Source organism: Tissierella sp. MB52-C2, from assembly GCF_030931715.1.
Taxonomy (GTDB): domain Bacteria; phylum Bacillota; class Clostridia; order Tissierellales; family Tissierellaceae; genus Tissierella.
Genome location: NZ_CP133261.1, coordinates 1156766 through 1182909 on the forward strand (window position 1 = coordinate 1156766; position 26144 = coordinate 1182909).

Consider the following 26144-nt stretch of genomic DNA (forward strand, 5'->3'; position numbering starts at 1 on the left):
AGGAGGGCTGTGTAAATAGCCATATTGTTATCTTGCATTAGAGATATCAACCTCAGTCAATTCTTTTTATAATGATAATATAAAAAGAATGCTCTCTTCTCGGTTTTAATCCTATTTGGATTCTTGCCAGAAAAGAGCATTTATTTTTACTTAAGCACAAATTTAATGACAGTCCCCAAAGGTATTCTAACCTATAAAAGTTAATCACTTATCTTGGCTGATTTAGGTTAGAACAACCTTGTCTTTGATCCTGCATTTCGTGCATCATATGCATATACATTTCGTAGTTTTCATTTGCTATTTGCATTTGTATCTGATAAATATGACAATACTCATTTGCTAATTCACTATGAAGTTTATATAAATTTAAATGATACTCCATCATCATTTCCATATCCATATTATTATTGTTACTATTCATCTTCATTTAAATCACCTCTATCTATTTTAATAATTAGCTTGTCAATATAGTATATGTTTTTACTAATTATATGGTTCCTCTTTGAACTAACATGTAATGAGGTTTTCAATAATAATCTGTTAACACTCCTCTCTAAAAAATTATTCATTATTATTAATAATATGATTTCTTATATTGGGGAAAATAAAACTAATGATTTCAAAAAGTATATTATATAGAAGAGGCTTACATTTAATAGGAATATTATCTTCATAATATATTAATATTTAGATGTTAAACTGTATATAAAGGTAATCTATGGTGTAATGATTGACATGGAGAACTTCAAAAAGTTATTTCGGACAAAAGATTAGAAAGGATTGACAAATATGATGGGATATGGAATGATGGGAGGACTTGGAATGATTATTCCAACGATACTCATAGGATTAGTTATATATGCGGTGGTTAAATTATCACAAAATGGCGGTGAAAACAATAACAATCAAAAGGAAAGAAATGATGCCCTTGATATTTTAAAATTAAGATATGCCAATGGCGAAATTTCAGAGGAAGAATATATCCAAAAAAAGAAAATCTTAAGAGATTAATAAACATAAAGGTTCATCTTTACATAGGCAGCTTGGTAATTGTTTATGTAGTAAAGATGAGCCTTTTTATAGTTTATAAAGGGTTATAATCCTCAATGGGTATAATTAATTTAAGGTGGTGGGTAATATAATGAATGATACAGAAAAAATTAGAAAGCGATATGATAGATATGGTATTCACTAGTTGGGTATTCTGTTCCTGTAAAAGGGTTGAAGGAAATAAGGCGAGTATGTAAGCCCGATGGAAAAATAATTATGATTGAGCATGTGCGAAGTGAAAGAAAAGTATTAGGATTAATTATGGATGTTTTTAATCCACTAACTGTAAATCTTTGGGGTGCAAATATCAACAGGCGTACTGTGGAAAATGTAAAAAAAGCAGGATTTTTAGAGACTGAGGTTACAAATTTAGCTGGAGATATTGTAAAGGAAATAATTATCAATAATAAAAAGTGAAAGTTCGGGTGAATCACTTGATAGTAAATATGTGCAAATAATATATTATCAGTTAATCAATCCCTTTCATATTATGTAACATAAACATAAAGTAAAGGAGGTTGAGAATTTGATGAATAATTATTTAGTTTGTCCTGAGTTTCCTGCCGGAACTAGTGTAATATCAATTGTAAGTCATCCACCAGAAATTCACCCAGGTACTTCTGTTAGAATAGTTAATCCTTGGATTGGGAATCTATGTGCAGTTCAATTACCAGATGGTATGATTCATCGTTGGTTTGCATGCTTTGAGTTGAGACCTGAAAATGCCTGTTCAAGCAATCCTCTTATTCCAGGTAGTTATGCTACAGTTATAAATTCAACTGGGCATGGGAAGCCTCCGCATGTTGAAGTTGGAACTATAGTAAGAATTGTAAAATGTATTCCAACTATCTTCTATGATGTAATACTAAGCAATGGCGAATACCATAGATGGTTAGCTGAGTTTGAATTGGCAAAGCCAATATAGACATAAAAAGGACAGTAAAGGTTTCGGAGGAGAAATAATAGGGTTCGACCACAATATATAGTGGTTTTAGGAAGAAAATTGGGTCAAAAAACGGTGAAAAACACCGTTTTTTGACCCTTAAAAATATGCTAAAATATAGATGACATTGGATAATTTGAGTGATGAAAGGGGGTACTAGCTACCTATGATATCATGTCAGGCTTATCCAAGAACACAATCGAAGCGAGATGTGATTGGCAGCAAGCAACTGCGGAAGTCGTAATACTGCTGGAGAGAAAACAAGCATAGCAATCTATGGAAATGGCCTAAATAAGAGGATTGCATCTATATAGAATGCCACAAATCCTATTCCTGACCTTGTAATTATCTTTGAAAACATTATGTATTAATCACCAATGATTAATTGATTTTGATCATTAAAGAAAGTCTTATAGCCTAGCTGTACAAAAAAAATTACAGTTAATGCTACACTGCCAAGTATTCCAAGCATAATGGCAATTTGATATTCTATCGCTGTAATAGGTGAGATGCCGGATAGTATTTGACCTGTCATCATGCCAGGTAAGAAAACAATCCCCATACCAACCATGGAATTAATAGTTGGCAGTATTGCTGAATCAAAAGCATTGTTCACAATGTGTTTTGCAGCTGTTTTTGGAGTTGCTCCAAGCATTAAGGCTCCTTCAACTAAATTTTTCTGTGTGTGCATTCCATCAACTAAACGACTAACTCCCAAAGAGATACCAGTCATAGAATTGCCTATCAGCATACCAGCAATTGGAATAAAGTATTGAGGATCATACCAGGGCGATATGCGTATAACTACAAGTAGAAAATAGAATAGGCAGGAAACAGTACCGCCAATCATTGATAATGCAATTATTTGTTTAAGCTTTGGCGAAAGCTTTGATTTACTCCTCTTTATGATGTTATAGATAGAAAATACCTCCATTGCAATTAAAACAAGAAGTGTGTACAGAGGAGACGGGTTTTTAAAAAGGTAAACTAGAATATACCCTGTAAGAATAAGCTGAATTGTCATTCTTACGGAAGAAATAAGTATTTCTGTTTCTCTTGGAATTCCTTTTAACTTAACAATAATCATTAAAATAAAAACAAAGATATAAGCAGCAATCATTTGCAATAGATGCAGATCAATTACACTATTCATTTGCTATACCTCCTTGGAATTTACAACTTTGCCTTGATAAATTTCTATAATATTTTCTGAATAAGTCTGTGCAACTTTTTTTGAATGAGTGACCATAATTAAAGTTTTGTTTGTTTCTTTTGTGTATGCAACTAATTTTTCAATGATAATTTGTTCTGTTTCTTCATCCATTGCAGAGGAAGGTTCATCCAATAAAAAGACTTCAGGATCAAGCAGGATTACTCTTCCTAAAGCAAGTCTTTGTTTTTCACCGCCAGATAACTTATCGCTGTCATCATTGAGATCCTTATTCAAATGAACTATATTTAGAATATGGCCAAGTTTTACATCATCAACTGTTGGCTTTTCTGCAAATTTTAGTCCTATAAGAAGGTTATCTCTAACAGTTCCAGGAAAAATCGCTGGAAGCTGTGGCAGCATTACAACATTTCTTCTTAATTGTACAGAATTAATAGTATTTAAAGGTTTATCGTTATAAAAGATTTCTCCACTATCACAGCTTATTAGTTTATTTAGGAGACGTAAAAGTGTAGATTTTCCACTTCCACTTTGTCCAACAATACACGTAACTTTGTATTTTTTTATATCAAGATCATTAATGTCTAGAATATTTCTGTATTTTACTTTCTTGAGCGAAAACATACAATTCTATCCCCTTTCGTTAATCTTTAATTTCTTTAAATAATTCATAGGCTTTCTTTCGTGCTTCAACCAAGACTTCATTACCTAGCTCGGTTATATTGTAGTACTTTCTAATTTTACCCTCTACTGTTTTTTCTTCTTTTTCTAGGAGTCCACTGGATTCCATGCTGTGAAGAAGAGGATATAGCGTTCCTGGGCTCATATCATAGCCATGTTCACTAAGTTCTTCTATCATCCAAGCACCGTAAAAAGGTTCTTTCTTTGCATGATGAAGTATGTGAATTTGAATAAAAGCTAGAAAAAGTTTCCTCAAAATTTTGTCTTGCATTTTAGACCACCTCTAATGTATAATTTAATTACTAAAATCGATATCGAAATCCGATAATATTATATCACCTATGATTTTGCAATACAAGTTCAATTTGGTATATTTATAATTACCAATTTGAATAGAAGTATGAAGTATTTTAACACTAATGGAGTAGTGTTTTTATTTATGTTTAAACTTTTATATGACTATCATTGCTATTTTCAAAGTGTATAGAAACTTCCTTCAGGTTAAAAACTGACTGTAAAAGTAGGAGATATAAATCTAACTTAATTTTTAATAATATATAATATGTTAATTGAAGGGTGAAAGGATGACTTTATTTTGAAAACAGAGAAAAACTTAGAAAATCAAAAAAGAGTAAGATGGAGAACTTTTTTAAAAGATGTATTCATTTGCTCTTTGGGATCATATGGAGGGCCTGAAGCCCATTATGGTGTATTTACAGATCAAATGGTTATAAAGAAAAATTATTTAACAGAAGAAGAGTTGGTTGAACTTATTGCTTTAACTGGCATTTTACCTGGTCCAAGTAGCACACAAACAATTGTTGCCATTGGCTATAAGATGGGGGGACCCTTATTGGCGCTACTGACTATGTTAGTATGGGCCTTGCCAGTGCTAATATTGATGACCTTGCTTTCATTTTTAAGCGAATTTTTAGGTAACATGAATATATCTCAGGATGGGCTTCGTTATATTGGGCCAATGGCCGTAGGATTTATTGCTGTAGCTGCATATCATATAGGTCGTAAAGTAGTAACAGACAAGATTACTACTTTGCTGCTACTGCTGGGAATCATAATTACTTACTCTATTCGAGAACCCTGGATTTATCCGTTAGTTCTAATTTTGGGTGGAGTGGTGAGTATTATTGTTTCAAAAGAGAAGAATCTTTGGAATCATGTGAAAATAAACCCTCCTTGGAGATATTTGATAGTCTTTGGAATCTTTGCAATAGGAGGTATTCTTCTTAATTTTATATGGAATAACAGAATAGTTTATTTGTTTGAAAGTTTTTACCGATATGGTTATTTGGTTATTGGTGGTGGGCAGGTAGTGGTACCACTTATGTATAGTGAGTTAGTGGAAGTGAATAAGTTTATGACAAATCAGGAGTTTTTGACTGGATATGGACTTGTCCAAGGGATGCCTGGACCAATGTTTAGTTTTAGTGCATATGCAGGAGGAATGGCAGCTCGTGGTGGTGGGGTAGTGACACAAATATTAGGTGCTATGGCAGGAGGTATAGGAATCTTTTTACCAGGTCTACTCTTAATTTACTTCATATATCCAATATGGGAAAATTTAAAGAAAATTAAGGGAATAAAAGTTGCTTTGAAAGGTGTTACGGCCGTTGCTGGTGGATTAATTACAGTAGCTGCAATAGTTCTAATGCAAAAGAATGGATTTATGATTGATAATATTATAGTTGTTTTTATTACAATAATATTGTTACTGACAAAGAAAATCCCAGCACCATTGATTGTAATACTTGTTTTGATAGCAGGATTTATTTTGTAATGGAGAAGGAAATGTTTAAGTTCCAAGGTCTTTTTATAATGTGGGAGATCATTATTTGGAATTTTGAGCCTAAATAAAGATAATTATTTTATAATACTTAAAGCTAGTATTATACTTATTTAAGATGATTTTTTAGGAATATAAATGCATTGAGATATAAAGATCTTGGTGCCTTTATTTTATATAAATCTAAAATTAAATATAGAAAATTAAGAGGCGAAGTCTTCGATGATATGCTCCCCTCTTAGTATCAGACTGTACTGGACACGATTAGATAGACACGACAAATAGTTTATTTAGTCAGGTTCAGTTTTTCATATTCTAAGGGAGATAGATAACCAAGTGAGGAGTGTCTTCGCGTCCTATTATAAAATAGTTCTATATATTCAAATATAGCCTTCTTAGCCTCTTCACGTGTAGCAAAAACTTTATTATTATCCATTATTTCTGTTTTTAATGATTTATTAAAAGACCCCATAATTGCATTATCATAGGGGTTGCCAGCATTACTCATACTCGGCACGATCCCAAGTTTTATTTCTCGTATCTGCAGAGAAATTTTGCATAAGAATATTATTTTTTATTAGGTCTTGTTGAATCTTTTTATAATTGCCGTGCTTTTTCCTAGGGTGTTTTCCAGATAAACCGCACTCTTTCATTATCCTGTACACTCTTTTATACCCCTAGCATCTAGTTCTATTTTTACTCTTCTATATCCATAACACATCTTAAATTGGTTATGTATATCTGTAATATATTCTTTTAAAGCCTCATGTAGTATATGACAAAATATATAGAATAGATATTTTATTGAAGGCATGGAAGCAAGTTGAAATCAACAAGGGAACTGGGGATATAGATGAAATATACATGAAGATGTTGTTAAATACGGAGAGTTTAAACTTCTCAAAGAAATACAGCAGAAATTAATGGAGAACAGATATAATCGCTGGAGTATAATAAAAATACTAAAAAACTAAAATCTTAGATCTATGAATTTTGTTTGAGTTCAGTGGAGATGATTGTTATTTCTCCTGTACTCCGATCCTAATTGAGGTAAACAAGGTGCAGGAAACTTAGATTTTCACTTTATATGTTATATATTAGATATGTGAATTGATATATATAGTTAAGGTTAAAGTTTAACATAAATAGGACAAAGGTGAATAAATACAGTTTTGTAAGGTTAATGTAATAGATTAAGATTAACTAATATAGTTAGAGTTGATTTATTTTATCATTTATATAAAATTATTGATAGATTTTCATATATCGTTACGAAGTATTATATGAAGGGGTAATTACTTAATACAATCTACATGTAGAAAGTAGTATGGGGAAAGGTGGTAATATTGAGTATAACTGAAGAAAACTTTATTGAACAGATGAAAAAGAAAAATGAGAAGGCTTTAGAGTATGTTATAGATAATTATGCTTGGATTCTCAAAACTGTTATAAAAAAACATCTGCATTATCTACCCAATTTTTACGAAGAGTGTATGAATGATTGTCTATTAGCTATTTGGGAAAATATTGACTGTTATGATGCTAAGAAGAGTAGTTTTAAAAACTGGGTAGGAGGAATTGCAAGATATAAGTCTATAGATTATGCAAGGAAGTATTTAAAGGACTTAGAAAATAAAAATATAGAAGATGTAATTATCCCTGAAGAAGATAGTTCTTTAAAGAATATTTTAGAGAGAGAATTCAGCATTGAAGTTGAAAAAATACTTTGTAGTCTATCAAAAGAAGATAAAGATATCTTTAAAAAGCTGTATTTTGAAGATAGAGACATGGATGAAGTATCTAGAGATACAGGTCTCAGCAAGTCTATCCTATATAATAGAATTTCACGAGGAAAAAAGAAAATTCGAAAAGGGATTAAGGGAGTGTATAAAAATGAAGGACTCTAAAGATATATATAGACTTTTAAATCAAGTAGAATTTAATATCGAAGATTATGAAAAAAAGGAGTTAGAGGATATGGAAAAACAAAATTTGAAAAATAATCTAAAAAAGAGTATGAAGAAGAGATTTAACTTTAAGAGATTTGGTGCAACAGCTGCTGCTTTAATCTTGACGGTGGGTATTTTAAGTCAGACATCTTTTGGAAAGATTGTATATGCCAATGCAGAATCAAAGATTGCAGAGTTAAGCTATTCTATAGGAAGAGCCTTAGGCACTGAAAAAAATATTCAGCCTTATGCTAATGTAGTAAATGAGGTAGTGGAGAATAATGGAGTAGGAATAAAGTTGATGGATGTGATCATAGATAAAGATGAGCTTATATTATCTACAATTTTAAATACAAATGAACCTATAGAAGGGGTTGTTTTTAATAAAACTATATTTATAGATGGAAAGAAGAGAGAGACTAAAGGAGCAAGCGGCATCAGTGGAGCAATTGATGATTCTAATACCATATTTTCTGAAATCTATTTTATAGATATGGAGGATATTGAGCTTAAAGATGATATGGATATAAGAATTGTATTTGATGCCTTAAACTACTTTACAGGTGAATCTGAAAAAAAAGTAAAGGGAAAATGGGAATTTGAATTTAGGGCAAATGGTAGTGAATTAATGGATAATACCAATGCTTTGCCTTTAGATTATTCATTCAATATAGATAACAACAAATATACATTGGAGGAATTTAGATATAATCCTGTAAGTCAAAAGATATATGGAAAAATAGACCAAAAACATAAGGGAGACTATGATATTTCCTTAAGAGGTAATGACAACCTAGGAAATAAAGTTGAATTTGGTATAAGTCGTATGTCTGATAAGGATATGGTATTTAAGTATCAAAATATTTATGGAGATCTATCTGATAATCTAACATCTATTACTTTAACTCCATATGCTGTAAAATTCCCAGAAGAAAGTGGTAGAATGAATAATGATTATAAACAAGTTGGAGAGGAATTTACAATATATTTAAATAGATAACATTAAAAAGATGAAAATGCTATAAACTTTAACTTCAATGGAGTAAAGAATACATCTCCAGCAGAAACAGTAGAAAGTTGTGCACTGGACTATTGTGTAAACAGAGGTAAAGAATTAATAAATTGGGATAAAAAATATCCACGTAAGATCATAAGTAATAGTAAAGTACGTGGAGTTGGAATGGCTATTGCTCGACAGGGATCAGGTATAGCAAGAGTTGATATGGGATCTGCTACTATAAACATGTGTGATGATGGATCGTTTACATTATTAGTAGGTGCTACAGATCTTGGGACTGGTAGTGACACTATATTGTCACAAATCTGTGCAGAAACTATCGGGGTAGATTTTGATAAGATCAATATCATTGCCTCAGACACGGATATAACTCCATATGATGGAGGTGCTTATGCATCTAGTACTACCTATGTAACTGGAAATGCAGTACTAAAAGCTGCTTCAGAAATGAAACGATTAATTGAGTTAGAGGGAGCTAAAGTTCTGGGAGTAGAAGTAGATAATGTGGAATTTAATGGTAAAGAAGTCAAAGTGGAGGGTTATAATGAAAAAATTAGTTTAGAAGACTTAGCCACTAAACTGATATATACCAGAAAACAATTAACAGCTCCAGATTCCTATCTAGCTCATAAATCTCCACCTCCATATATGTCAGAATTTGCAGAGGTAGAAGTTGATTTAGAAATTGGGAAAATGATAACTAATAATCTTATGAAATATAAAATACCTACAAGAAAAGATATTGGACGAATTACAGTAGAATTTGCAGAAAGCTATGAGCCAACTGGACCATTTGGTGCCAAATCAATAGGTGAGGTTGTCATTAATAGTTCTTCTCCGGCAATTCAGGATGCAATATTTAATGCAACTGGTGTTAGAGTAAGATCTCTTCCCATAACTCCAGAAAAAGTTTTAAAAGGATTAAAACAATTAAGTAAGAAAAAATAGATGAGTAGGATTCATTGATATGCTGAAAAGGTATATTTAAGGTAATAAACTGCTATTAATATATAGCTTTAATAGTTCATCTATTCTCTACCCTACAATATATATAAAAACTTAATAATTAAAACTATAAATGCATTAGGATACCAATATCTTAATGCATTTATTTTATATCACTCCAAAACTAATTAAGGGATCTATACTTAAGACCAGATACTAGTCTAATTGAGTATAGCAAGAATATTTAATCGAAAGAGAATAGTAAAATAAAACTGAACTCTTTAAGTTATTCCCAAGCTACTTCTTAAAACTTTTTGAATCTCGAATTAGTGATATTTTCAATATTCATTGCTAATGTAAGGTTAGTACTGAAGATAAAAGTAGTTATATCAAAGATATTTCTAATGGATAAGTTATAGTATGTTTTACCTGGGCATAATATATATGGGGGTGTGGATAATGTTAAAACATTCATCTTTTAAAAAGTGGGAAGTTGTTGGTTTTTTCTGGATTGTCATATTGGGCTCACTGCTACATTTTACTTTTGAATTATCTGGAGGGTCTAAATTAGTTGCTTTATTTAGTCCAGTAAATGAGAGCGTGTGGGAACATTTAAAACTGGGATACTTTTCATTAACATTTTTCATGATAATAAAGTATTTTTTTATAAAGAATAAGGTGGATAATTTCTTTATAGCCAATTTTATGGGAATAATATCTATGTCTATTTTCATTATAGTTGTATTTTATAGTTATGAAGCTATAACTGGCAGCCACAATCTAATAGTAGATATTGGCTCTTTTGTATTAGGTGCATTACTTTGTCAAATAATAAGCTATAACATTATGACAAAGAATATAAGAGTATCAGATAGTTTTGGATTAATAATGTTTATACTTATGGGTTTAAGCTTTATGTTTTTTACATTTTATCCATTGCATATACCATTATTTATGGACTCAAGAGGCTTTTATGGAATAAAATAACTATATTTCTTGGGAGAACAGTTTTGATTTTGTATCATAATATTCCAACTAAATTTGATACTTTAATTATATCAAAAAGAGCTTGAAATTACAGCTAATCACTGTCTTTTCAAGCTCTCCATTAATTAATTAAATTAGAGGATTTTTTCAGTAGTCCTGATTAACATCCTTATTCTTTTATTACTGGTCTATCTTTATCTCTTTCCATTAAGAATTTTATACAATATAACCCTGCTAATCCTACCAGTCCATATACAATTCTACTAAGAACTGCATCTTGTCCTCCGAAAATTGTAGCAACTAAATCAAATTGGAATAATGCAATTAATCCCCAGTTTAATGCTCCTATTATTACTAAAACTAAGCTCAGTGTATCCATTATATTTCTCCTTTCAATTTTATTAATTTGTAAATATTTCTATAATTTTAATATTTCCTATTTATTTAAAAATAAACATATAATTTACAAAGCTGTAATGTCATTATACATATGATTATAGGACTCAAATCCACCAGATTCAAAACTGCATCTATAGTTATTACCTATCAGTTAATCCATTAATATGTCCAACACACCCAAAACAATGTGTGCTAATCCATAGCCTATTAGTCCAGTTGTTATCATTACTTCTCTATTTTTGCTTCACATTTGGACACCATAATTGCCAAAGTTTGCATATGTAACAAAATTAAGGAATCTATTTCCTAAATTCTGTGATAGAACAATATTTAATAGAACATGTAGAAATTTACATTGGATGATTTGAGTGATAACAGAAGAAAATTGAAAAAATAGAGTTTAAATTATAAGGTTACTGGTTGATGGATTGATAGATGAATTATATAATATGATGTACATAAGTAAAATAAGGCGAATTAAATGGAGTATATTATGGTAGGAAAGTATAAAGTAATAACTTTGTGTGGGAGTACGAGGTTTAAAGATGAGTTCTTGAAAGTACAAAAACAATTAACTCTAGAAGGGAATATAGTTATTTCAGTAGGATTGTTTGGACATGCTGATGGTGAGTTTGAAAATGTCATCACTCCTGAAATTAAAGTAATGCTTGACGATATACATAAAAGAAAAATCGATATGTCGGATGAAATTTATGTGATTAACAAAAACGGATATATAGGCGAAAGTACAAAAGGTGAAATAGAATACGCTATAAAGACTGGAAAAAGGGTTGATTATTTAGAGTGCCATAATGCTTAGTCTGTTTCACAATATTTATAAAATGTGTAATAGATGAATATAAACAGGGAGGATTAAATGAAAATAGCAAGTATGCTTGAAAATAAAAAGATTAAAGTAGCTGAAATTCCAAAATGGGGAACTTTTCTACGAAAACTGTGGGAAGATAACTTTGCTAATCATTTAACTCTTGAAGAGAAAAAGGATATATATCTTTGGAACAATAATGATTTTTGTGGTTATTTATGGCACCTGTTTAGCTATGAGAAAAAAGAATGTCTACAAGGACAAGAAGCTGAAAAGGCCTTTAATGATGAGCATAAGGGTTCTTGTTATGTATTTTGGCAACACACAGATTATGTTTTAATTCTTGAGAATGCAGATGTACTGAATTCAAATGATTTAGAGGGAGAATATGATATCTATGTTGTGGATAAAGAATTTAATTGGACTTATGTAAAGACACATGAAACTGGGTTGTGCGGATCTTACTACGGTCGAAAAGATACAAAAATATAAAAAATGCTTGATTTCACATACGTAGAAAAAAGCAAGGAATGGTATTTGGCCGAATGAATATCCTATCATTTCTTCAAACAATAGGATACTATAGGGAGTTATTTAGTATTGGGATTAGACCATAAGAAATTGTTGAATGGATATTAAGGTGGCAAACAAATGAATTTGTTTCTCTATATTAAAGAGAACTTACATTCCATGCAAGGAGGATAAGTATGAAAAACTTTCAAAGAGAAGACCTAATGTTTTCGTTATGTGGTTTGAATTGCGAACTTTGCACTATGAAATTGGATAATTACTGCCCTGGTTGTGGTGGAGGTGCAGGTAATCAGGGTTGTGCTATTGCCAGGTGTAGTTTACAGCATGGAGACATTGAATACTGTTATCTATGCAATGAATATCCTTGTGAAGAATATAGGGGCATAGATGAATTTGATTCTTTTATTACCCATCGCAATCAGCTTAAAGATATGAAAAAAGCGCAGAAAATAGATATAGAACAGTACAATTCTGAATTAATAGAAAAAGCCGAGATACTAAAACATTTGCTCGCAAACTATAACGATGGACGTAGAAAAAGCTTTTTTGGTATAGCTGTAAACCTTTTAGATTTGCATGATTTAAAAAACATTATAGAACAGATCAATTCCAAGACTGCATATGAAAACTTAACTCTAAAAGAAAAAGCAAGTGTTGCAGTGACAGTTTTTCAAACTGCTGCAGAACCGAAAAATATTGTTTTAAAGCTTAATAAAAAGCATGCAAAGAAGTAATACATTTTGGTAAAGAATAAGCCCCAAATTTGATTAGTAACTAAAAAGGCTAAGCCTTAGGTTTTTCAAGACCTATAGACTTGGCCTATTTTTTTATACCAAAACACAGGTGATTTAGTTATACTAGACATTGGTCTACCTAAGATTGATGGCTGGTCAGTATGTCGTAGAATACGGAAAAATTCTAATATTCCTATAATAATGAGGATTGATGAATTAATGAATAACAAAGAAGAATTTAATATTATAGAGAAGATCTTATGTATAATTCCAATTTTATTTATATTGGCTATGTTTATATTACATTTAATTTTGCCAAAGAAAACTTTTTCAATAGAAGAAAAGCGTTATTTAGCACAAAATCCCTCAATAAAGCTTGAAGAAGTATTAAATGGTAGTTATTGTACTAAAATTGAATTATACTTTTCAGATCAGTTTTCTTTTCGAGATTTTTGGGTTAATATTCAAGACGGTTCCAATCAAGTTTTATTTAAAAAGTGGGAAATATGTTAGGATATACATAAATAAGTTTAATTCTTAATCATTATATTGACTGAACTGGTCATTTGAGTTACAATATATACATATATGACTACTGTGGTCACTTTAACAAAGGAGCTGGTTATTATTTATTCTAAATTTAAGAATTTAAAATTAGAAAAACAGAAACAAATTATTGATGCCGCATTAAAGGAATTTGCTCAAAATGGATTTGAAAAGGCATCAACAAATGAAATTGTAAAAAATGCAAATATCTCTAAGGGAGCATTATTTAATTATTTTAATAGTAAAAAAGATCTATATATATATTTATTTAACTACAGTATTGAGATTATTGAGAACTTATATGAGGAAATCGATTTAAATGAAAGAGATATATTTAAGAGGATTGGAAATATTGGATTACAGAAATTGCAAATTCAGAAGGAGTTTTCCTATGCTTTTGACTTTCTAGCCTCTTTACAACTGGAAGAATCAATGGAAGTAAAGACTATTATCGGAGAAAAGGTGGCTATTATTTATGATAAAGGAATAAAAAAAATGTATAAACATATTGATTATTCTAAGTTTCGTGATGATATAGAAATAGAAAAGGCAATTGAAATTTTGAACTGGACAATGTTTGGATTTGGAGAGAAAGTTATTAAAAAAATAGATACCTTTAAAGATAGCACCGAATTCGGGGAAAAAACTCTTGAGGAATGGGAGCGTTATGCTGATATATTGAAAAATAACTTTTATAAATAAGGGTCTAGAAGCTTGAAAAGCTATGAAAATATAAGAAAAGGGGTGCGTATATTATGACAACGATTCTAAAAGTCCAGGGTTTACAAAAAAGATTTGGGAAGGTTCAAGCATTAAGTGATGTAACATTTAATGTGGAGGCTGGGGAGGTTATTGGATTTATTGGTCCTAATGGAGCTGGTAAATCTACTACTATCCGTATTTTACTAGGTATTATTAAAAGAGATGGAGGAAATGCAGAAATATTTGGAAAGGATGCTTGGAAAGATAGTTTTGAAATTCATAAGAAAATATCCTATGTTCCTGGAGATGTGTCTTTGTGGGGGAGTCTGACAGGAGGGGAAATCATTGATTTATTTATGAAATTACATGGTTCTGGAGATAAGGAAAAGCGGGATTATTTAATTGAACGTTTTGAATTAGATCCTAGAAAAAAGGCTAAAGGATATTCTAAAGGTAATCGCCAAAAAGTTGGTTTAATTGCGGCATTATCAGTTGATTCAGATTTATATATCTTTGATGAGCCGACTTCTGGTCTTGATCCTTTGATGGAACATGTTTTCCAAGAAGAAGTTGAAAAAATTAAAGCTGCAGGTAAATCAGTTTTACTATCTTCTCATATTTTAAGTGAAGTGGAGAGATTGGCAGATAAGGTTGTTATTATACGACAAGGGGAAATTGTAGAAGCTGGGACTCTTGATGAATTACGTCATTTGACTCGTTCTACAGTAACCTTAGAAACAGAAAAAGATGTGGCTAAAATGCTTAATGTAAAAGGAGTTCATGATTTTGTACAAAAAGATAATCAAGGAATATTTTCTGCAGATCATAAATATCTTAATGATATTTTAGTGGAAGCGACTAAATTAGGAGTTAAAAAGTTTGAAGCTGCCCCACCGACCCTTGAGGATTTATTTATGCGTCATTATGAAGGATAAATATTATAAAGGAGGGGAAATATGATGAAAGAAAAATTTGCGCGTTGGAATATACTATTTGTACAATATTTAAAACGTGATTGGAAGAAAGTCATTATTTGGATTTTAGGTCTTGGTTTGTTTGCATCTGCTTTTATTCCAGCCTTTGAAGAAATTGCAAAAGGAGAAGGATTGATAGGGATGTACGAAACTTTACAAAATCCCGCTATGATATCTATAGTAGGGCCTACACCAATTGAAACAGCAAGTGATTATACTTTAGGGGCAATGTATGCACATGAAATGCTTCTATTTTGTAGTCTATTTGCAATGACAATATCTATGTTACATGTAATAGGGCATACGCGTAAAGAAGAAGATCTTGGTCTGACAGAACTTGTGCGTTCATTTCAAATTGGTCGTCAAGCAAACTCTCTTGCTGTAATAGCAGAGACAGTTTTTATAAATATTCTATTAGTACTTTTTATCAGTGGTGTAATGATGAGTTTTGGTGCTGATACTATTTCAGGTAAAGGTTCCTTTCTATTTGGAACTTCCATTGGAGTGGCAGGTATTATAGGAGCTGTAATAGCCCTTGTTATGGCACAAATTATGCCAGTATCATCGGCGGCGACAGGGTCTTCCCTTGGGATTATGGGACTTCTTTATATTATTCGTGCAGGAACGGATATTTCTAACGTTAATCTATCTATGATAAACCCTTTAGGATGGACTTATTTAACTTATCCTTTTACAGAAAATAACTTAGACCCAATTATTTTTGCTTTAATTTTTAGTATAATTACGATAATAATTGCTTTTGTCCTCGAAGGAGGACGTGATATGGGAGCTGGATATCTTCCTGAAAGAGAAGGCAGAGCAAATGCAAAGGAATCTTTATTATCTGTTCATGGTTTATTTATTAAGCTTAATAAAGGTATTATTATTAGTTGGCTAATTGCATTTCTTATTCTAGGAGCTGCATATGGTGCTATTTATGGAGATATGCAAAGTTTTCTCGAAAGCAATGAAATGATGAAACAGATGTTTACTCATTCAGGTATTTCCATTGAAGAATCATTTACAGGTACAATTATGATGTTTATGATTGGTTTGGTTACAATATTACCGATTACCATTGTTAATAAACTTTTTTCCGAAGAAAAAAACTTATATTTAAGTCAGATTTATGGTACTAAAGTGAAGCGTAGTCAGCTTTACTGGACCAGTGTTTCTTTGGCAATTGTAGTAGCCATAATAGGAGTTTTATTAGTCGCTGGTAGTCTTGGCGGGACTGCTATTAGTGTTATGAAAGATGATTCTATGGAGATATATGATTTTTTTGCTATTGGCTATAATTCCCTACCATCTGTATTAATATTCATCGGTCTAGCAGCCTTATCCCTTGGTTGGATACCCGTACTAGGCAAAATGGTTTACGTTTATCTAGTATACTCTTTTTTATTAAATTATTTTGAAGGTATATTGGATTTACCTAAATGGTTTATAAAAACATCTCCTCAGGGCTGGTTACCTAAAATGCCAATGGAAGACTTTGATATTAAGATTTTTATTATAATAACTGTAATTAGCGTTCTTTTAATGATAATAGGTTATTATGGTTATAATAGAAGAGATATGATTGAAGGAGCTTAGTAAATATAATCATATTAAATAGATTATTTAGTAGTTTTATATCCAAAGTGTCCTACAAAATATTTCTTTTAGGGAATACTATGTTGGTATAGGCAGCTAATCTGTATTTTATTTTTCATATAATTAAAATAAAAGAGGTTAAGTCTTCAGGTCAGCTTAAATGACTAAATAGACTTGACCTCTTTTCGCATAAATTCAATTCAATATTGCTTTCCAAATAAATATCAATTAAACTAATAAAAAGGGGGGAAGTTACCAAGGAATAGAGATATTACAAAAGTATTCAAATTATAGATTTTGTAAATCTTTGGTAGCGGTAAAATGAATAGAAAGTTATCTAGTAAAATGAGCACAAGGTTATTAGGATTAATCGCTTTTATTGCAACTGGGGGAGGATTAATTATTTCAACAGCAGTTAATGAAGAAAACTTCTATAAGACAGAAATTTTAATAATTTTTGGATGTTTTTTTGCCATAAGTCTAGCAGATCACTTTAAAAAATTAACAGAAAGAGATGGTAAAATCAAAGTTAATAAGAGAAGTTTATATGTTCTAATATGTTCATTTATAGGGGTTACTTTAACATGGTTTATAAACCATGAAATGGGATATGGAGCAGTTATTGCTAATGGATTAGTAGGTGTAATGGCTGCTATATTTCTTCCAAACGACTTGGCTGGTATAACATATACATCATCTTTTGTTGGAATGAGTTCATTGGCAGTAATACCCTCCATGGGGGCAGCTGCACTAGGAAGTTTGATAGTGGGATTAATTCTTTTAACTACTGTGGAAATTTATGCGGGTATTGGTGGAAAAGGTGGAACTACAGCAGCATTGTCTACAATAATTACGAAAACAATAATGAGAATTTTTAGTTAGGAGGTATTACATGGAAGAAGTGATTATTTTAATAATATCAATAGTTGCGGGTATGGGTACTTATATAGTAGCCAATATTTTAAAGAGAGGAGCAGTTATTGCTTCAGCCATCATAACTTTGGTATCGGGGCTTATGCTTCCCTATTTTTTTCCTTTAACGGGTGGTGTATTGGCAACAGCTGCAGCCTGTTCTTCTTATGCTGGAATGATTTCTCTTGAAAATGCACTAAATCTTTTAGAAATGGCTGTAATATCTTTAATGACAGGAATACTCTTTATAGCTGCTAGAACTGCATATATAGGTATTGGTGGAAGGCTAGGTACAATAGCTGCTATATCATGTTTTGCATGGATCGGATTTAAAAAAGTATTTGTAGGATTAGATGAACAATCTGAGGGCTAAACATTTGTTACATAAAGTGGGAAGTGCAAATGGTAAAGGGAGGGAGTAATTTATGAAAATTAACAAAACAAAGTTAATAGCATATTGTGGGATGATAGCCTTGTTAGCTAGTATGATTGTAGGTTTATTAGGATTTTCAAACAGTACAAAAAATATAAATGATATTAAAAATCAATTGTTAAAAAAGCATGTTGAAAATAATATAAATTTAACAATGAAATATATCAATAATTCTTATGGTACATTAACTCAAGGAGATGGAACCTTGCTTGATAGTGATGGTAACAGTATAGAAGGTAGATTTGGGGTGGTAGACACTGTATTAGAAGATTTAGGAGATAAGTCTACTATTTTTGTTAAAGTTAAAGATGACTTTAAAAGAATTTCAACAAATATTATGTTTGATGAAAACGAAAGGGCAATAGACACATTTTTAGGTACTGACCATAATGCATATCAAACAGTAATAAATGGTGAATTGTATATAGGGGAGGCAGAAATACTAGGTGAAAGTTATTATACGGCCTACCAGCCTATAAAAGATAAAAATAACAATGTAATAGGGTTATTGTTTGTAGGTATGCCAACAAAAACATTGGATAATATTGTAAAATCACATGATGCAGAAATGAGTAAAATCAACATATTAATTATTGTATTAAGAGCTATCTCATTAGGCTCACTAATTGCATTGGTCAGTGCATCAGTGGTGGGTACAAAATTTAATATTGCCAAGACACATACATCAGAGGAATTTTCTGATATATCTGAGTAAAATGAGCATATCATAAGTTAAGTTAATCCGCAATTTTTTTATTTTGTTCATTTCATACATTGTAAACATGCTAAATATTATATGTGAAAATTATATAAAATTAAAACTATAAATGCACTAAGACTTTTTTGTCTTAGTGCATTTATTTTATATTAATCCAAAACCAAATACCAATATACATTAAAAAGATATAAAAGTGGATATGAAGATTAATTTTTATTTAAAATGTCTTGAAAAAGAATAAGGAGATATAAACATGGTTACCCTATGCCTTATATAAAAGATTTTAGAGTTATATAAAAGGGATACTTATTTTTGCATTATAAAGCAAAAATATAGTACAAATAACCTGTGTTGTGCTTTTATTATGAAAAGAGGGAATCAATGAATATATTAGAAAGAAAGATATTTGAATCAGTACCAGGAAAACAAGTGACGTTGGCACATATCATAGCAAATCCAGATGATCGAATCTTTGAAAAATTAGGCTTAAATGACGAAAAGTATCATGCAATTGGTATTTTAACCATAACTCCACCAGAGGTTGCAATTATCGCTGTGGATATAGCTAAGAAGACTGCACCTATTAAAATAGGATTTGTTGATAGATTCAGTGGATCTGTATTTATTTTAGGAGATGTATCAGCTATACAATCTGCTATGGAACAGGTTGTCACTTCTTTAAGAGATCTTATGCAGTTTTCTGTCCCCAAAATAACAAGAACTTAATAGGTAGGTATAGAGAATGAAAAAAATTATGTTAATTGGATCAGTTGGAAGTGGGAAAACTACCCTTTGCCAAAGAATTCAAGGAGAGACAATTAAATATAAAAAAACACAATCAGTTGAGTTCTATTCTCAGATGATAGATACACCAGGTGAATTTGTCTTGCATAGAAGATTCTATAGTGCTTTACAAATGATGGCTGCTAGTTCAGATGTTATTGGATTCGTTTGCAGCGTGACGGAATTAGGCCAGACATTTTCACCCTATTTTGCACAAAATTTTACGAAACCATGTATAGGAATTATTACAAAGATAGATTTAGCACCAAATGAAGAAGCTATTATAAATGCTGAGAAAAGATTAGAGTTAGCAGGTGTTGACAAAATCTTTCGTCTCTCAGCTGTTGAAGATGAAGGAGTAGCAGAGTTGATAGCTTATCTTTCTAAGGAGGAGGAATAAACTTGCAAATTTATACTAGAACTGGTGATAAAGGATACACTAAGATAATCGGCGGCATTCAATTAGCAAAAGATAGTGAACGTATAAAAGCATATGGAACTATTGATGAATTAAATAGTTTTGTAGGATATGCTATTACACTTATAAAAAACAATGATTTGTTGAAGAAGGAATTGACACAGATCCAACAGTATTTATTTGATTGTGGCAACGATTTAGCAACACCAGCAGGAAAAGGAACGTACCGAGTTACATCTGATTTGACAGAGTGGATTGAAAAATGTATTGATGATTATGCAGATATTCCTAAAGAAGTGGAGTCTTTTATTTTGCCAGGTGGTTCACAAGCAGCAAGCATTTTACATATTTGTAGAACAATTGCTAGAAGAGCAGAAAGAGAGATAGTAACGTTCCAATGGACTAATGATATGAATGAAGAGGTTTTGACATTTATTAATCGCTTATCGGATTACTTTTTTTCATTAGCACGTGTTGTAAATGCAAATGAAGGTATAGAAGATGTACTTTATGAAAGAAGTGGAAAGGTATTTCATATAGATTTGAAAAAAGAAGATTTATAATAACTAGGAATATATTTTTTTGTTGGAAAGGAGTAGTAGCTATGCAAAAAATAAGATTTGGAACAACGTTATATATTGGTGAAGAAAGTCTGAAAAGATTATCAGATTTTAAGAATGAAAAGATTTTGATAGTAACAGATTCTTTTATTGCTTCATCAGATTTACTTTCACGCATTAGAAGTTATATTGATAGCAGCACAGAAATAATGGTATTTTCTGAAGTTATTCCAGATCCCCCAATTGATAACATTGTTGCTGGGTTAGAATATAGTAAGGATTTTCCAGCCACCATTTTATTAGCAATAGGTGGTGGCTCTGCCATAGATGCAGCAAAAGCTATGTTTTATTTTGGTAAATTGACTGAGAGATTTAATGAGATACGATTTGTTGCTATTCCTACAACAAGTGGAACAGGCTCAGAGGTTACAGATTTCTCGATTATCACCGATGATGAAAAGGGAACAAAATATCCATTGATTACGGATGAAATATTGCCGGATGAAGCTATTTTAGATTCTGGTCTTGTTGCAGGTTTACCACCTAGGCAAACTGCTGACACGGGTATAGATGTTCTTACTCACGCTATAGAAGCTTATGTTTCCACTAGTGCCAATGATATCTCTGATGCTTTAAGTGAAAAAGCTATACGCTATGTATTCACTTATTTAGATAGGGCTTATAAAGATGGAAATGATAAAGAAGCACGTGAAAAAATGCATATGGCATCAACAATGGCTGGAATGGCCTTTAACATAGCTTCACTAGGGTTAAACCATGGCATAGCACATGCAGCAGGAGCACGTTGGCATATTCCACACGGAAGAATAAATGGTATTTTATTACCAAATGTTATTCGCTATAATGCGGGGGTTATCAAAGGAAATTATACTAAGAATACTACCCCTGCTGCAAATCGATATGCAGAAATCGCTAGATTCTTAGGATTAAATGCTGGAAACGCACAAATGGGTGTACGAAGTTTAGTAAATGCAATCCTTGCACTTGAAAAGAGACTTTCCATTCCAAAGAGTCTTTCTGAATGGGGAGTTAGTAAGGAACAATTTGAATCAGATAAAAATGTAATAGCAGAAGCTGCTCTCGCAGATCGTTGTACAGCAACAAACCCTATTGCCCCAACTAGAGAAGATGTAATTAGTATTCTAGGGAAATCATTTATATAAATTTTGATTAAATGAGGTGATTATTTGGAGGGAAATGAAAGAATTATACAGGAATATGTTCCTGGTAAACAAATCACTGTTGCACATGTTATTGCAAAGGCTGATTCAGAAATATATCAGAAGATGGGGATAGTACAATCTGGAAATGAAGCAGTGGGCATTTTAACCATAACACCAAGTGAAGCATCAATTATCGCTGTTGATATAGCAACAAAAGCTGCTGAAATAGAAATTGGTTTTGTTGATAGATTTTCAGGTGCAGTGGTCATAATAGGGGATGTTTCCTCAGTTAAGATTGCTTTAGAAAATATTTTAGAAACTATGGAAAGTCTTTTAAATTTTACAGTTGTACCTTTATCTAGCACTTAAATTACATTTAAAAATTAATATATAAACTATGACAACGGGGTCATAGATAAAAGCAAAGGTGCTTAATAAGGGGACAATTATAGACCTTTTATTAAGCGTTTATTTTTTGAAAAAATTCAAAATATTCAACATGTTTAAAGGGAGTAGATAAGATGTCAGAAACTTTATTAAGCGTTGGTATTGATATTGGAACATCAACAACACAATTAATTTTATCAGAACTTTCAATTGAAAATATGGCATCAGTTTTTACAATTCCAAGGGTTTCCATTACGGATAAAAAGGTGATATTTAAAAGTGATATTATCTTTACTCCTATATTAGAAAACAATCTAATAGATTCTGATGGGATAAAGGCATTTGTAGAGCAGCAATACAAAAGAGCAGGTATTACAAAATCAGATATTCAGACTGGGGCAGTAATTATAACTGGGGAAACAGTTCGAAAGGAAAATGCCCAGACAGTTGCTAAAGCTTTAAGTGGCTTTGCTGGAGATTTTGTTGTGGCAACAGCTGGCCCTGATTTAGAGAGTATTATTGCCGGAAAAGGAGCGGGCACTTGTTCCTATTCTGAAAAACAACATACAACGGCGGTAAACCTTGATATTGGAGGCGGGACAACAAATCTAGCAGTATTTAACGATGGGGATATTGAGGATACGGCTTGCTTTGATATTGGGGGTCGCCTGATAAAGGCGGATACCAATGAAATTATTAGTTATATTTCCCCAAAAGTAAAGGAAATCATCAAAAGAGAAGCTTTAGATATTCATATAAATGAGAAGATAAATCTTAAGGAATTAGATAAACTTTTAGATATATTTGTACAGGTACTGGAAAACAGCATTGGATTAGGTAAAAAGAGTCCTTATTTTGACTTGCTGATAACCAACAAACCATTGAAGACAAAGCTGCAGATTAAATGTATTTCATTTTCAGGTGGTGTAGCAGATGGTATTACAAAAGAAAGTTTACAAAATCCCTTTGCATATGGTGATATTGGACTTTTGTTAGGTAAGAAAATAAGTGGTTCACTCCTTATGACATCCCTTAAGGTAATTCCAACTGTAGAAACCATTCGTGCAACTGTAGTAGGAGCGGGATCACACACCACTGATGTTTCTGGAAGTACAATCACCTATAAAGAAGATATACTTCCACTTAAGAATATTCCAATTTTACAGTTATCCAAAGATGATGAAAGTACGTATAATTGTGGGAATTTAGGAAATATTATTCAAGAAAAAGTAAAATGGTTCATGGTAGGCGGGGAAGTGCAAATTATTGGATTAGGTGTAGAAGGTGTACATAGCCCATCTTTCCAATTTATTCAAGGTTTGGCAAAAGAAATAATAAAGGGTTTAGATTTGTTGATTCAGGAGAAATTACCACTGGTTATTATAGTAAAAGAAGATATGGCAAAGGCACTGGGACATAGCCTTTATGCACATCTTCCTAAAAATTATCCATTTGTATGTATAGACAGTATTCATGTACGAAATGGAGATTATATCGATATTGGAAAGCCCATTGCAGAAGGTTCTGTTTTACCAGTAGTAGTAAAGACATTAGTATTTAGTTAAAGATAAAAGGAGGATGTACAATGATTTTAAAGACAAAGCTTTTTGGAAAAACCTATCAATTTTCATCTGTAATGGAAGTTATGGGGAAGGCTAATGAAGAAAAATCCGGAGATAATTTAGCTGGAGTTGCGGCAGATAGCGCTGAAGAAAGAGTTGCAGCTAAAACTGTTCTATCGCAATTAAAGCTTTCAGATTTATTTAACAACCCTGCAGTGCCATATGAAAAGGATGAGGTAACACGGATTATTATTGATAATGTTAATCTTAAAACCTATGAAAAAATTAAAAATTGGACAGTAGCTGAATTAAGAGAATGGATTTTAAATAGCAATACGACAAACTATGATATTCATCGTATATCAAATGGTTTGACTTCTGAAATGGTAGCAGCAGTTGCCAAAATTATGTCCAACTTAGACTTAATAGTGGGAGCTCAAAAGATCACAATAACTAAGACTGCTAATACTACAATTGGTATTCCAGGAACTTTTTCAACTCGTCTACAACCAAATCATCCCACTGATAATGTGGATGGTATCATGGCATCGGTTATGGAAGGCCTATCCATGGGAGCAGGAGATGCAGTAATAGGCCTAAATCCTGTAGACGATACAACAGAAAGTGTAAAGCGTATTCTTCATAAATTTAATGATTTTATTAATGAGTGGGAAATACCAACACAACACGTTGTTTTAGCTCACGTAGCTACTCAGATGGAAGCAATGGAGCAAGGGGCCCCAACAGGGTTGGTATTCCAATCTATTGCAGGATCTCAAAAAGGAAATGCAGCTTTTGGTATTTCTGCAAAGATGCTTTCAGAAGCAAAGGACATGGCTTTGAAGTTGGGTACAGCAGTAGGGCCAAATGTTATGTATTTTGAGACAGGTCAAGGTGCAGAACTTTCTGCTGATGCTCATAATGGTGTAGATCAACTGACTATGGAAGCTAGATGTTATGGGTTTGCAAAATATTTTGATCCATTCCTTGTTAATACAGTTGTTGGATTTATTGGACCAGAATATCTGTATGACTCTAAGCAGGTTATCCGTGCAGGTCTAGAGGATCATTTTATGGGGAAATTAACTGGTATTTCCATGGGTTGTGATGTTTGTTACACCAACCATATGAAGGCAGATCAAAATGATGCTGAAAACTTAACAGTTTTACTTGCAACAGCTGGTGTAAACTTTATTATGGCTATTCCAAATGGTGATGATGTTATGTTGAATTATCAAACCACAGGCTACCATGAGGGTGCATCAATTAGACAATTATTAAATAAACGAACAATAAAAGAATTTGACCAATGGTTAGAGAAAATGGGATTCAGTGAAAATGGACGTTTAACTTCTAAAGCTGGTGATGCATCTGTATTCTTGAAGCATTAAATATTTCTAAGAGGAGGATAACTAATGGATGAATTAAACTTAAAAGAAATGATTAAATCAATTTTAAATGAAATGGTAGATGAAGTATCACCAGTTATAAATAGTTCAACTACAAAAGCGAGTGTAGACACAATGCAATCTATTAAGCCTCAGGAAGTTGAAGAGGGATTTATACCAGACATTACAGGAGTAGATATTCGGAAGCAATTTTTAGTACCAGATCCAGTAGATAAAGAAGGGTATTTAAAAATGAAATCCTATACACCAGCTCGTTTGGGATTATGGAGGGCAGGTACAAGATATATGACGGAACCTAGTCTTCGATTCCGTGCTGACCATGCTGCTGCCCAGGATGCTGTATTTTCCTATGTTAGTGAAGATTTAATTAAAGAGCTTGGATTTGTAGAGGTTGCTACTAAATGCAAGGATAAAGATGAATATATTACACGTCCAGATTTAGGCCGTAGGTTTTCAAGTGAAGCAATAAATACAATAAAAGGGGCTGTGCAACCAAATCAGAAAGTGCAAGTTATCGTTGGTGATGGCCTAAGTTCAGCAGCAATAGAGGCAAATATTAGAGATATTTTACCTTCTTTGCGACAAGGACTTAAGATGTTTGGACTTGACTTTGGAGAGGTTGTTTTTATAAAACATTGTCGTGTACCAGCCATGGATCAAATTGGTGAAGCAACAGGAGCTGATGTTATCTGTCTTTTAATCGGAGAAAGACCAGGCCTTGTTACATCAGAATCTATGAGCGCATACATAGCTTATAAACCAACCATTGGTATGCCAGAAGCTAGAAGAACGGTAGTTTCCAATATTCACAGACAAGGAACCCCAGCAGTAGAAGCAGGAGCATATATTGCTGAAATTATCAAAAAAATGCTAGATAACAAAGCGTCTGGATTAGATTTGAAAGAAAAATAAAAGGATGCTGGAT

General features: G+C 32.0%; 32 protein-coding genes and 1 pseudogene. 26 read left to right on the top strand and 7 right to left on the bottom strand.

The genetic code is table 11. The features are described 5' to 3' along the window. Positions 1-208: 208 nt before the first annotated feature. Positions 209-427: a hypothetical protein gene (locus RBU61_RS05670; protein ID WP_308878646.1), complete on the bottom strand. Its 219-nt coding sequence runs from the start codon at positions 425-427 to the stop codon at positions 209-211. A gap of 362 nt (positions 428-789) precedes the next feature. Here RBU61_RS05670 and RBU61_RS05675 point away from each other — a divergent pair, with 362 nt between their 5' ends. The 3 genes from RBU61_RS05675 (at position 790) to RBU61_RS05685 (ending at position 1975) form a co-directional block, all read left to right on the top strand. Beyond that, positions 790-1011: an SHOCT domain-containing protein gene (locus RBU61_RS05675; protein ID WP_308878647.1), complete on the top strand. Its 222-nt coding sequence runs from the start codon at positions 790-792 to the stop codon at positions 1009-1011. A 255-nt stretch (positions 1012-1266) separates the two neighbouring features. Further along, entirely contained in the window at positions 1267-1467 is a 201-nt protein-coding gene (locus RBU61_RS05680) for a hypothetical protein (RefSeq protein WP_308878648.1), read from the top strand. Between the two features lie 109 nt (positions 1468-1576). Beyond that, positions 1577-1975 (top strand): hypothetical protein, encoded by a 399-nt coding sequence (locus RBU61_RS05685; RefSeq protein ID WP_308878649.1) that lies wholly within the window; start codon positions 1577-1579, stop codon positions 1973-1975. Between the two features lie 385 nt (positions 1976-2360). Here RBU61_RS05685 and fetB read toward each other — a convergent pair whose 3' ends face one another. From fetB to RBU61_RS05700, 3 genes are read right to left on the bottom strand one after another with little or no spacing between them, the layout of a single operon-like run. Next, a complete protein-coding gene (gene fetB, locus RBU61_RS05690) occupies positions 2361-3146 on the bottom strand; it encodes an iron export ABC transporter permease subunit FetB (RefSeq protein ID WP_308878650.1) in 786 nt (261 codons plus the stop codon). A 3-nt stretch (positions 3147-3149) separates the two neighbouring features. Next, positions 3150-3788: an ABC transporter ATP-binding protein gene (locus tag RBU61_RS05695; protein WP_308878651.1), complete on the bottom strand. Its 639-nt coding sequence runs from the start codon at positions 3786-3788 to the stop codon at positions 3150-3152. Between the two features lie 19 nt (positions 3789-3807). Beyond that, entirely contained in the window at positions 3808-4116 is a 309-nt protein-coding gene (locus RBU61_RS05700) for a PadR family transcriptional regulator (protein WP_308878652.1), read from the bottom strand. A 324-nt stretch (positions 4117-4440) separates the two neighbouring features. Here RBU61_RS05700 and chrA point away from each other — a divergent pair, with 324 nt between their 5' ends. After that, positions 4441-5640 (top strand): chromate efflux transporter, encoded by a 1200-nt coding sequence (chrA, locus tag RBU61_RS05705; protein WP_308878653.1) that lies wholly within the window; start codon positions 4441-4443, stop codon positions 5638-5640. 292 nt (positions 5641-5932) lie between these two features. Here the strand turns inward: chrA and RBU61_RS05710 are convergent. Both RBU61_RS05710 and RBU61_RS19520 read right to left on the bottom strand, forming a co-directional pair. After that, positions 5933-6169 (bottom strand): annotated as a pseudogene (locus tag RBU61_RS05710) (transposase); the annotation flags it as partial. A 129-nt stretch (positions 6170-6298) separates the two neighbouring features. Beyond that, positions 6299-6460: an IS3 family transposase gene (locus RBU61_RS19520; RefSeq protein ID WP_374212486.1), complete on the bottom strand. Its 162-nt coding sequence runs from the start codon at positions 6458-6460 to the stop codon at positions 6299-6301. A gap of 532 nt (positions 6461-6992) precedes the next feature. Here RBU61_RS19520 and RBU61_RS05715 point away from each other — a divergent pair. The 4 genes from RBU61_RS05715 to RBU61_RS05730 all read left to right on the top strand — a co-directional run bounded on the left by RBU61_RS05715 (position 6993) and on the right by RBU61_RS05730 (position 10545). Then, positions 6993-7553 (top strand): sigma-70 family RNA polymerase sigma factor, encoded by a 561-nt coding sequence (locus RBU61_RS05715; protein ID WP_308878654.1) that lies wholly within the window; start codon positions 6993-6995, stop codon positions 7551-7553. Continuing rightward, entirely contained in the window at positions 7540-8595 is a 1056-nt protein-coding gene (locus RBU61_RS05720; protein ID WP_308878655.1) for a DUF5643 domain-containing protein, read from the top strand. The genes RBU61_RS05715 and RBU61_RS05720 overlap by 14 nt, the downstream gene beginning before the upstream one ends. A 117-nt stretch (positions 8596-8712) precedes the next feature. Continuing rightward, positions 8713-9561, top strand: a complete 849-nt coding sequence (locus tag RBU61_RS05725; protein WP_308879766.1) for a molybdopterin cofactor-binding domain-containing protein — start codon at positions 8713-8715, stop codon at positions 9559-9561. Between the two features lie 456 nt (positions 9562-10017). Then, entirely contained in the window at positions 10018-10545 is a 528-nt protein-coding gene (locus RBU61_RS05730; RefSeq protein ID WP_308878656.1) for a DUF6512 family protein, read from the top strand. 169 nt (positions 10546-10714) lie between these two features. Here the strand turns inward: RBU61_RS05730 and RBU61_RS05735 are convergent, their stop codons facing one another. After that, a complete protein-coding gene (locus RBU61_RS05735; protein ID WP_308878657.1) occupies positions 10715-10924 on the bottom strand; it encodes a DUF378 domain-containing protein in 210 nt (69 codons plus the stop codon). Positions 10925-11437: 513 nt separating this feature from the next. On the opposite strand from RBU61_RS05735, the gene RBU61_RS05740 reads away from it, so the two are divergent. The 18 genes from RBU61_RS05740 to eutC all read left to right on the top strand — a co-directional run bounded on the left by RBU61_RS05740 (position 11438) and on the right by eutC (position 26131). Then, positions 11438-11764: a hypothetical protein gene (locus tag RBU61_RS05740; protein ID WP_216584903.1), complete on the top strand. Its 327-nt coding sequence runs from the start codon at positions 11438-11440 to the stop codon at positions 11762-11764. A gap of 57 nt (positions 11765-11821) precedes the next feature. Continuing rightward, positions 11822-12262, top strand: a complete 441-nt coding sequence (locus tag RBU61_RS05745) for a DUF4275 family protein (RefSeq protein ID WP_308878658.1) — start codon at positions 11822-11824, stop codon at positions 12260-12262. A gap of 215 nt (positions 12263-12477) precedes the next feature. Next, positions 12478-13035: a DUF3795 domain-containing protein gene (locus tag RBU61_RS05750; RefSeq protein WP_308878660.1), complete on the top strand. Its 558-nt coding sequence runs from the start codon at positions 12478-12480 to the stop codon at positions 13033-13035. Positions 13036-13254: 219 nt separating this feature from the next. Next, the gene (locus tag RBU61_RS05755) at positions 13255-13548 is read left to right on the top strand and encodes a DHHW family protein (RefSeq protein WP_308878661.1); all 294 of its coding nucleotides are present in this window, start codon (positions 13255-13257) and stop codon (positions 13546-13548) included. Between the two features lie 75 nt (positions 13549-13623). Further along, positions 13624-14283 (top strand): TetR/AcrR family transcriptional regulator, encoded by a 660-nt coding sequence (locus RBU61_RS05760; protein ID WP_308878663.1) that lies wholly within the window; start codon positions 13624-13626, stop codon positions 14281-14283. A 53-nt stretch (positions 14284-14336) separates the two neighbouring features. Beyond that, positions 14337-15218 (top strand): ABC transporter ATP-binding protein, encoded by an 882-nt coding sequence (locus RBU61_RS05765; RefSeq protein ID WP_308878664.1) that lies wholly within the window; start codon positions 14337-14339, stop codon positions 15216-15218. A 21-nt stretch (positions 15219-15239) separates the two neighbouring features. Continuing rightward, positions 15240-16853 carry a tetronasin resistance protein gene (locus RBU61_RS05770; RefSeq protein ID WP_308878665.1) on the top strand — a complete coding sequence of 538 codons (1614 nt, stop codon included), beginning with the start codon at positions 15240-15242 and terminating at the stop codon, positions 16851-16853. Positions 16854-17174: 321 nt separating this feature from the next. Further along, positions 17175-17735, top strand: a complete 561-nt coding sequence (locus RBU61_RS05775) for a hypothetical protein (RefSeq protein ID WP_308878666.1) — start codon at positions 17175-17177, stop codon at positions 17733-17735. 10 nt (positions 17736-17745) lie between these two features. Further along, on the top strand, positions 17746-18138 hold the full coding sequence (locus RBU61_RS05780; RefSeq protein WP_308878667.1) for a hypothetical protein: 393 nt from the start codon (positions 17746-17748) through the stop codon (positions 18136-18138). A 52-nt stretch (positions 18139-18190) separates the two neighbouring features. Then, positions 18191-18913 carry a Cache 3/Cache 2 fusion domain-containing protein gene (locus tag RBU61_RS05785; protein ID WP_308878668.1) on the top strand — a complete coding sequence of 241 codons (723 nt, stop codon included), beginning with the start codon at positions 18191-18193 and terminating at the stop codon, positions 18911-18913. A gap of 384 nt (positions 18914-19297) precedes the next feature. After that, positions 19298-19642: a BMC domain-containing protein gene (locus RBU61_RS05790; RefSeq protein ID WP_154439639.1), complete on the top strand. Its 345-nt coding sequence runs from the start codon at positions 19298-19300 to the stop codon at positions 19640-19642. Positions 19643-19658: 16 nt separating this feature from the next. Then, positions 19659-20099, top strand: coding sequence for a EutP/PduV family microcompartment system protein (locus tag RBU61_RS05795; protein WP_308878669.1), 441 nt, complete (start codon positions 19659-19661; stop codon positions 20097-20099). A gap of 2 nt (positions 20100-20101) precedes the next feature. After that, positions 20102-20680: a cob(I)yrinic acid a,c-diamide adenosyltransferase gene (locus RBU61_RS05800; protein WP_308878670.1), complete on the top strand. Its 579-nt coding sequence runs from the start codon at positions 20102-20104 to the stop codon at positions 20678-20680. A gap of 41 nt (positions 20681-20721) precedes the next feature. Then, on the top strand, positions 20722-21861 hold the full coding sequence (locus RBU61_RS05805; protein WP_308878671.1) for a 1-propanol dehydrogenase PduQ: 1140 nt from the start codon (positions 20722-20724) through the stop codon (positions 21859-21861). 24 nt (positions 21862-21885) lie between these two features. Beyond that, positions 21886-22230 carry a BMC domain-containing protein gene (locus RBU61_RS05810; protein WP_308878672.1) on the top strand — a complete coding sequence of 115 codons (345 nt, stop codon included), beginning with the start codon at positions 21886-21888 and terminating at the stop codon, positions 22228-22230. Positions 22231-22382: 152 nt separating this feature from the next. Continuing rightward, positions 22383-23813: an ethanolamine ammonia-lyase reactivating factor EutA gene (gene eutA, locus RBU61_RS05815; protein ID WP_308878673.1), complete on the top strand. Its 1431-nt coding sequence runs from the start codon at positions 22383-22385 to the stop codon at positions 23811-23813. Positions 23814-23833: 20 nt separating this feature from the next. Further along, positions 23834-25201, top strand: a complete 1368-nt coding sequence (locus tag RBU61_RS05820; RefSeq protein WP_308878674.1) for an ethanolamine ammonia-lyase subunit EutB — start codon at positions 23834-23836, stop codon at positions 25199-25201. A gap of 24 nt (positions 25202-25225) precedes the next feature. Next, positions 25226-26131, top strand: coding sequence for an ethanolamine ammonia-lyase subunit EutC (gene eutC, locus RBU61_RS05825; protein WP_308878675.1), 906 nt, complete (start codon positions 25226-25228; stop codon positions 26129-26131). The last annotated feature ends 13 nt before the right edge of the window (positions 26132-26144 follow it).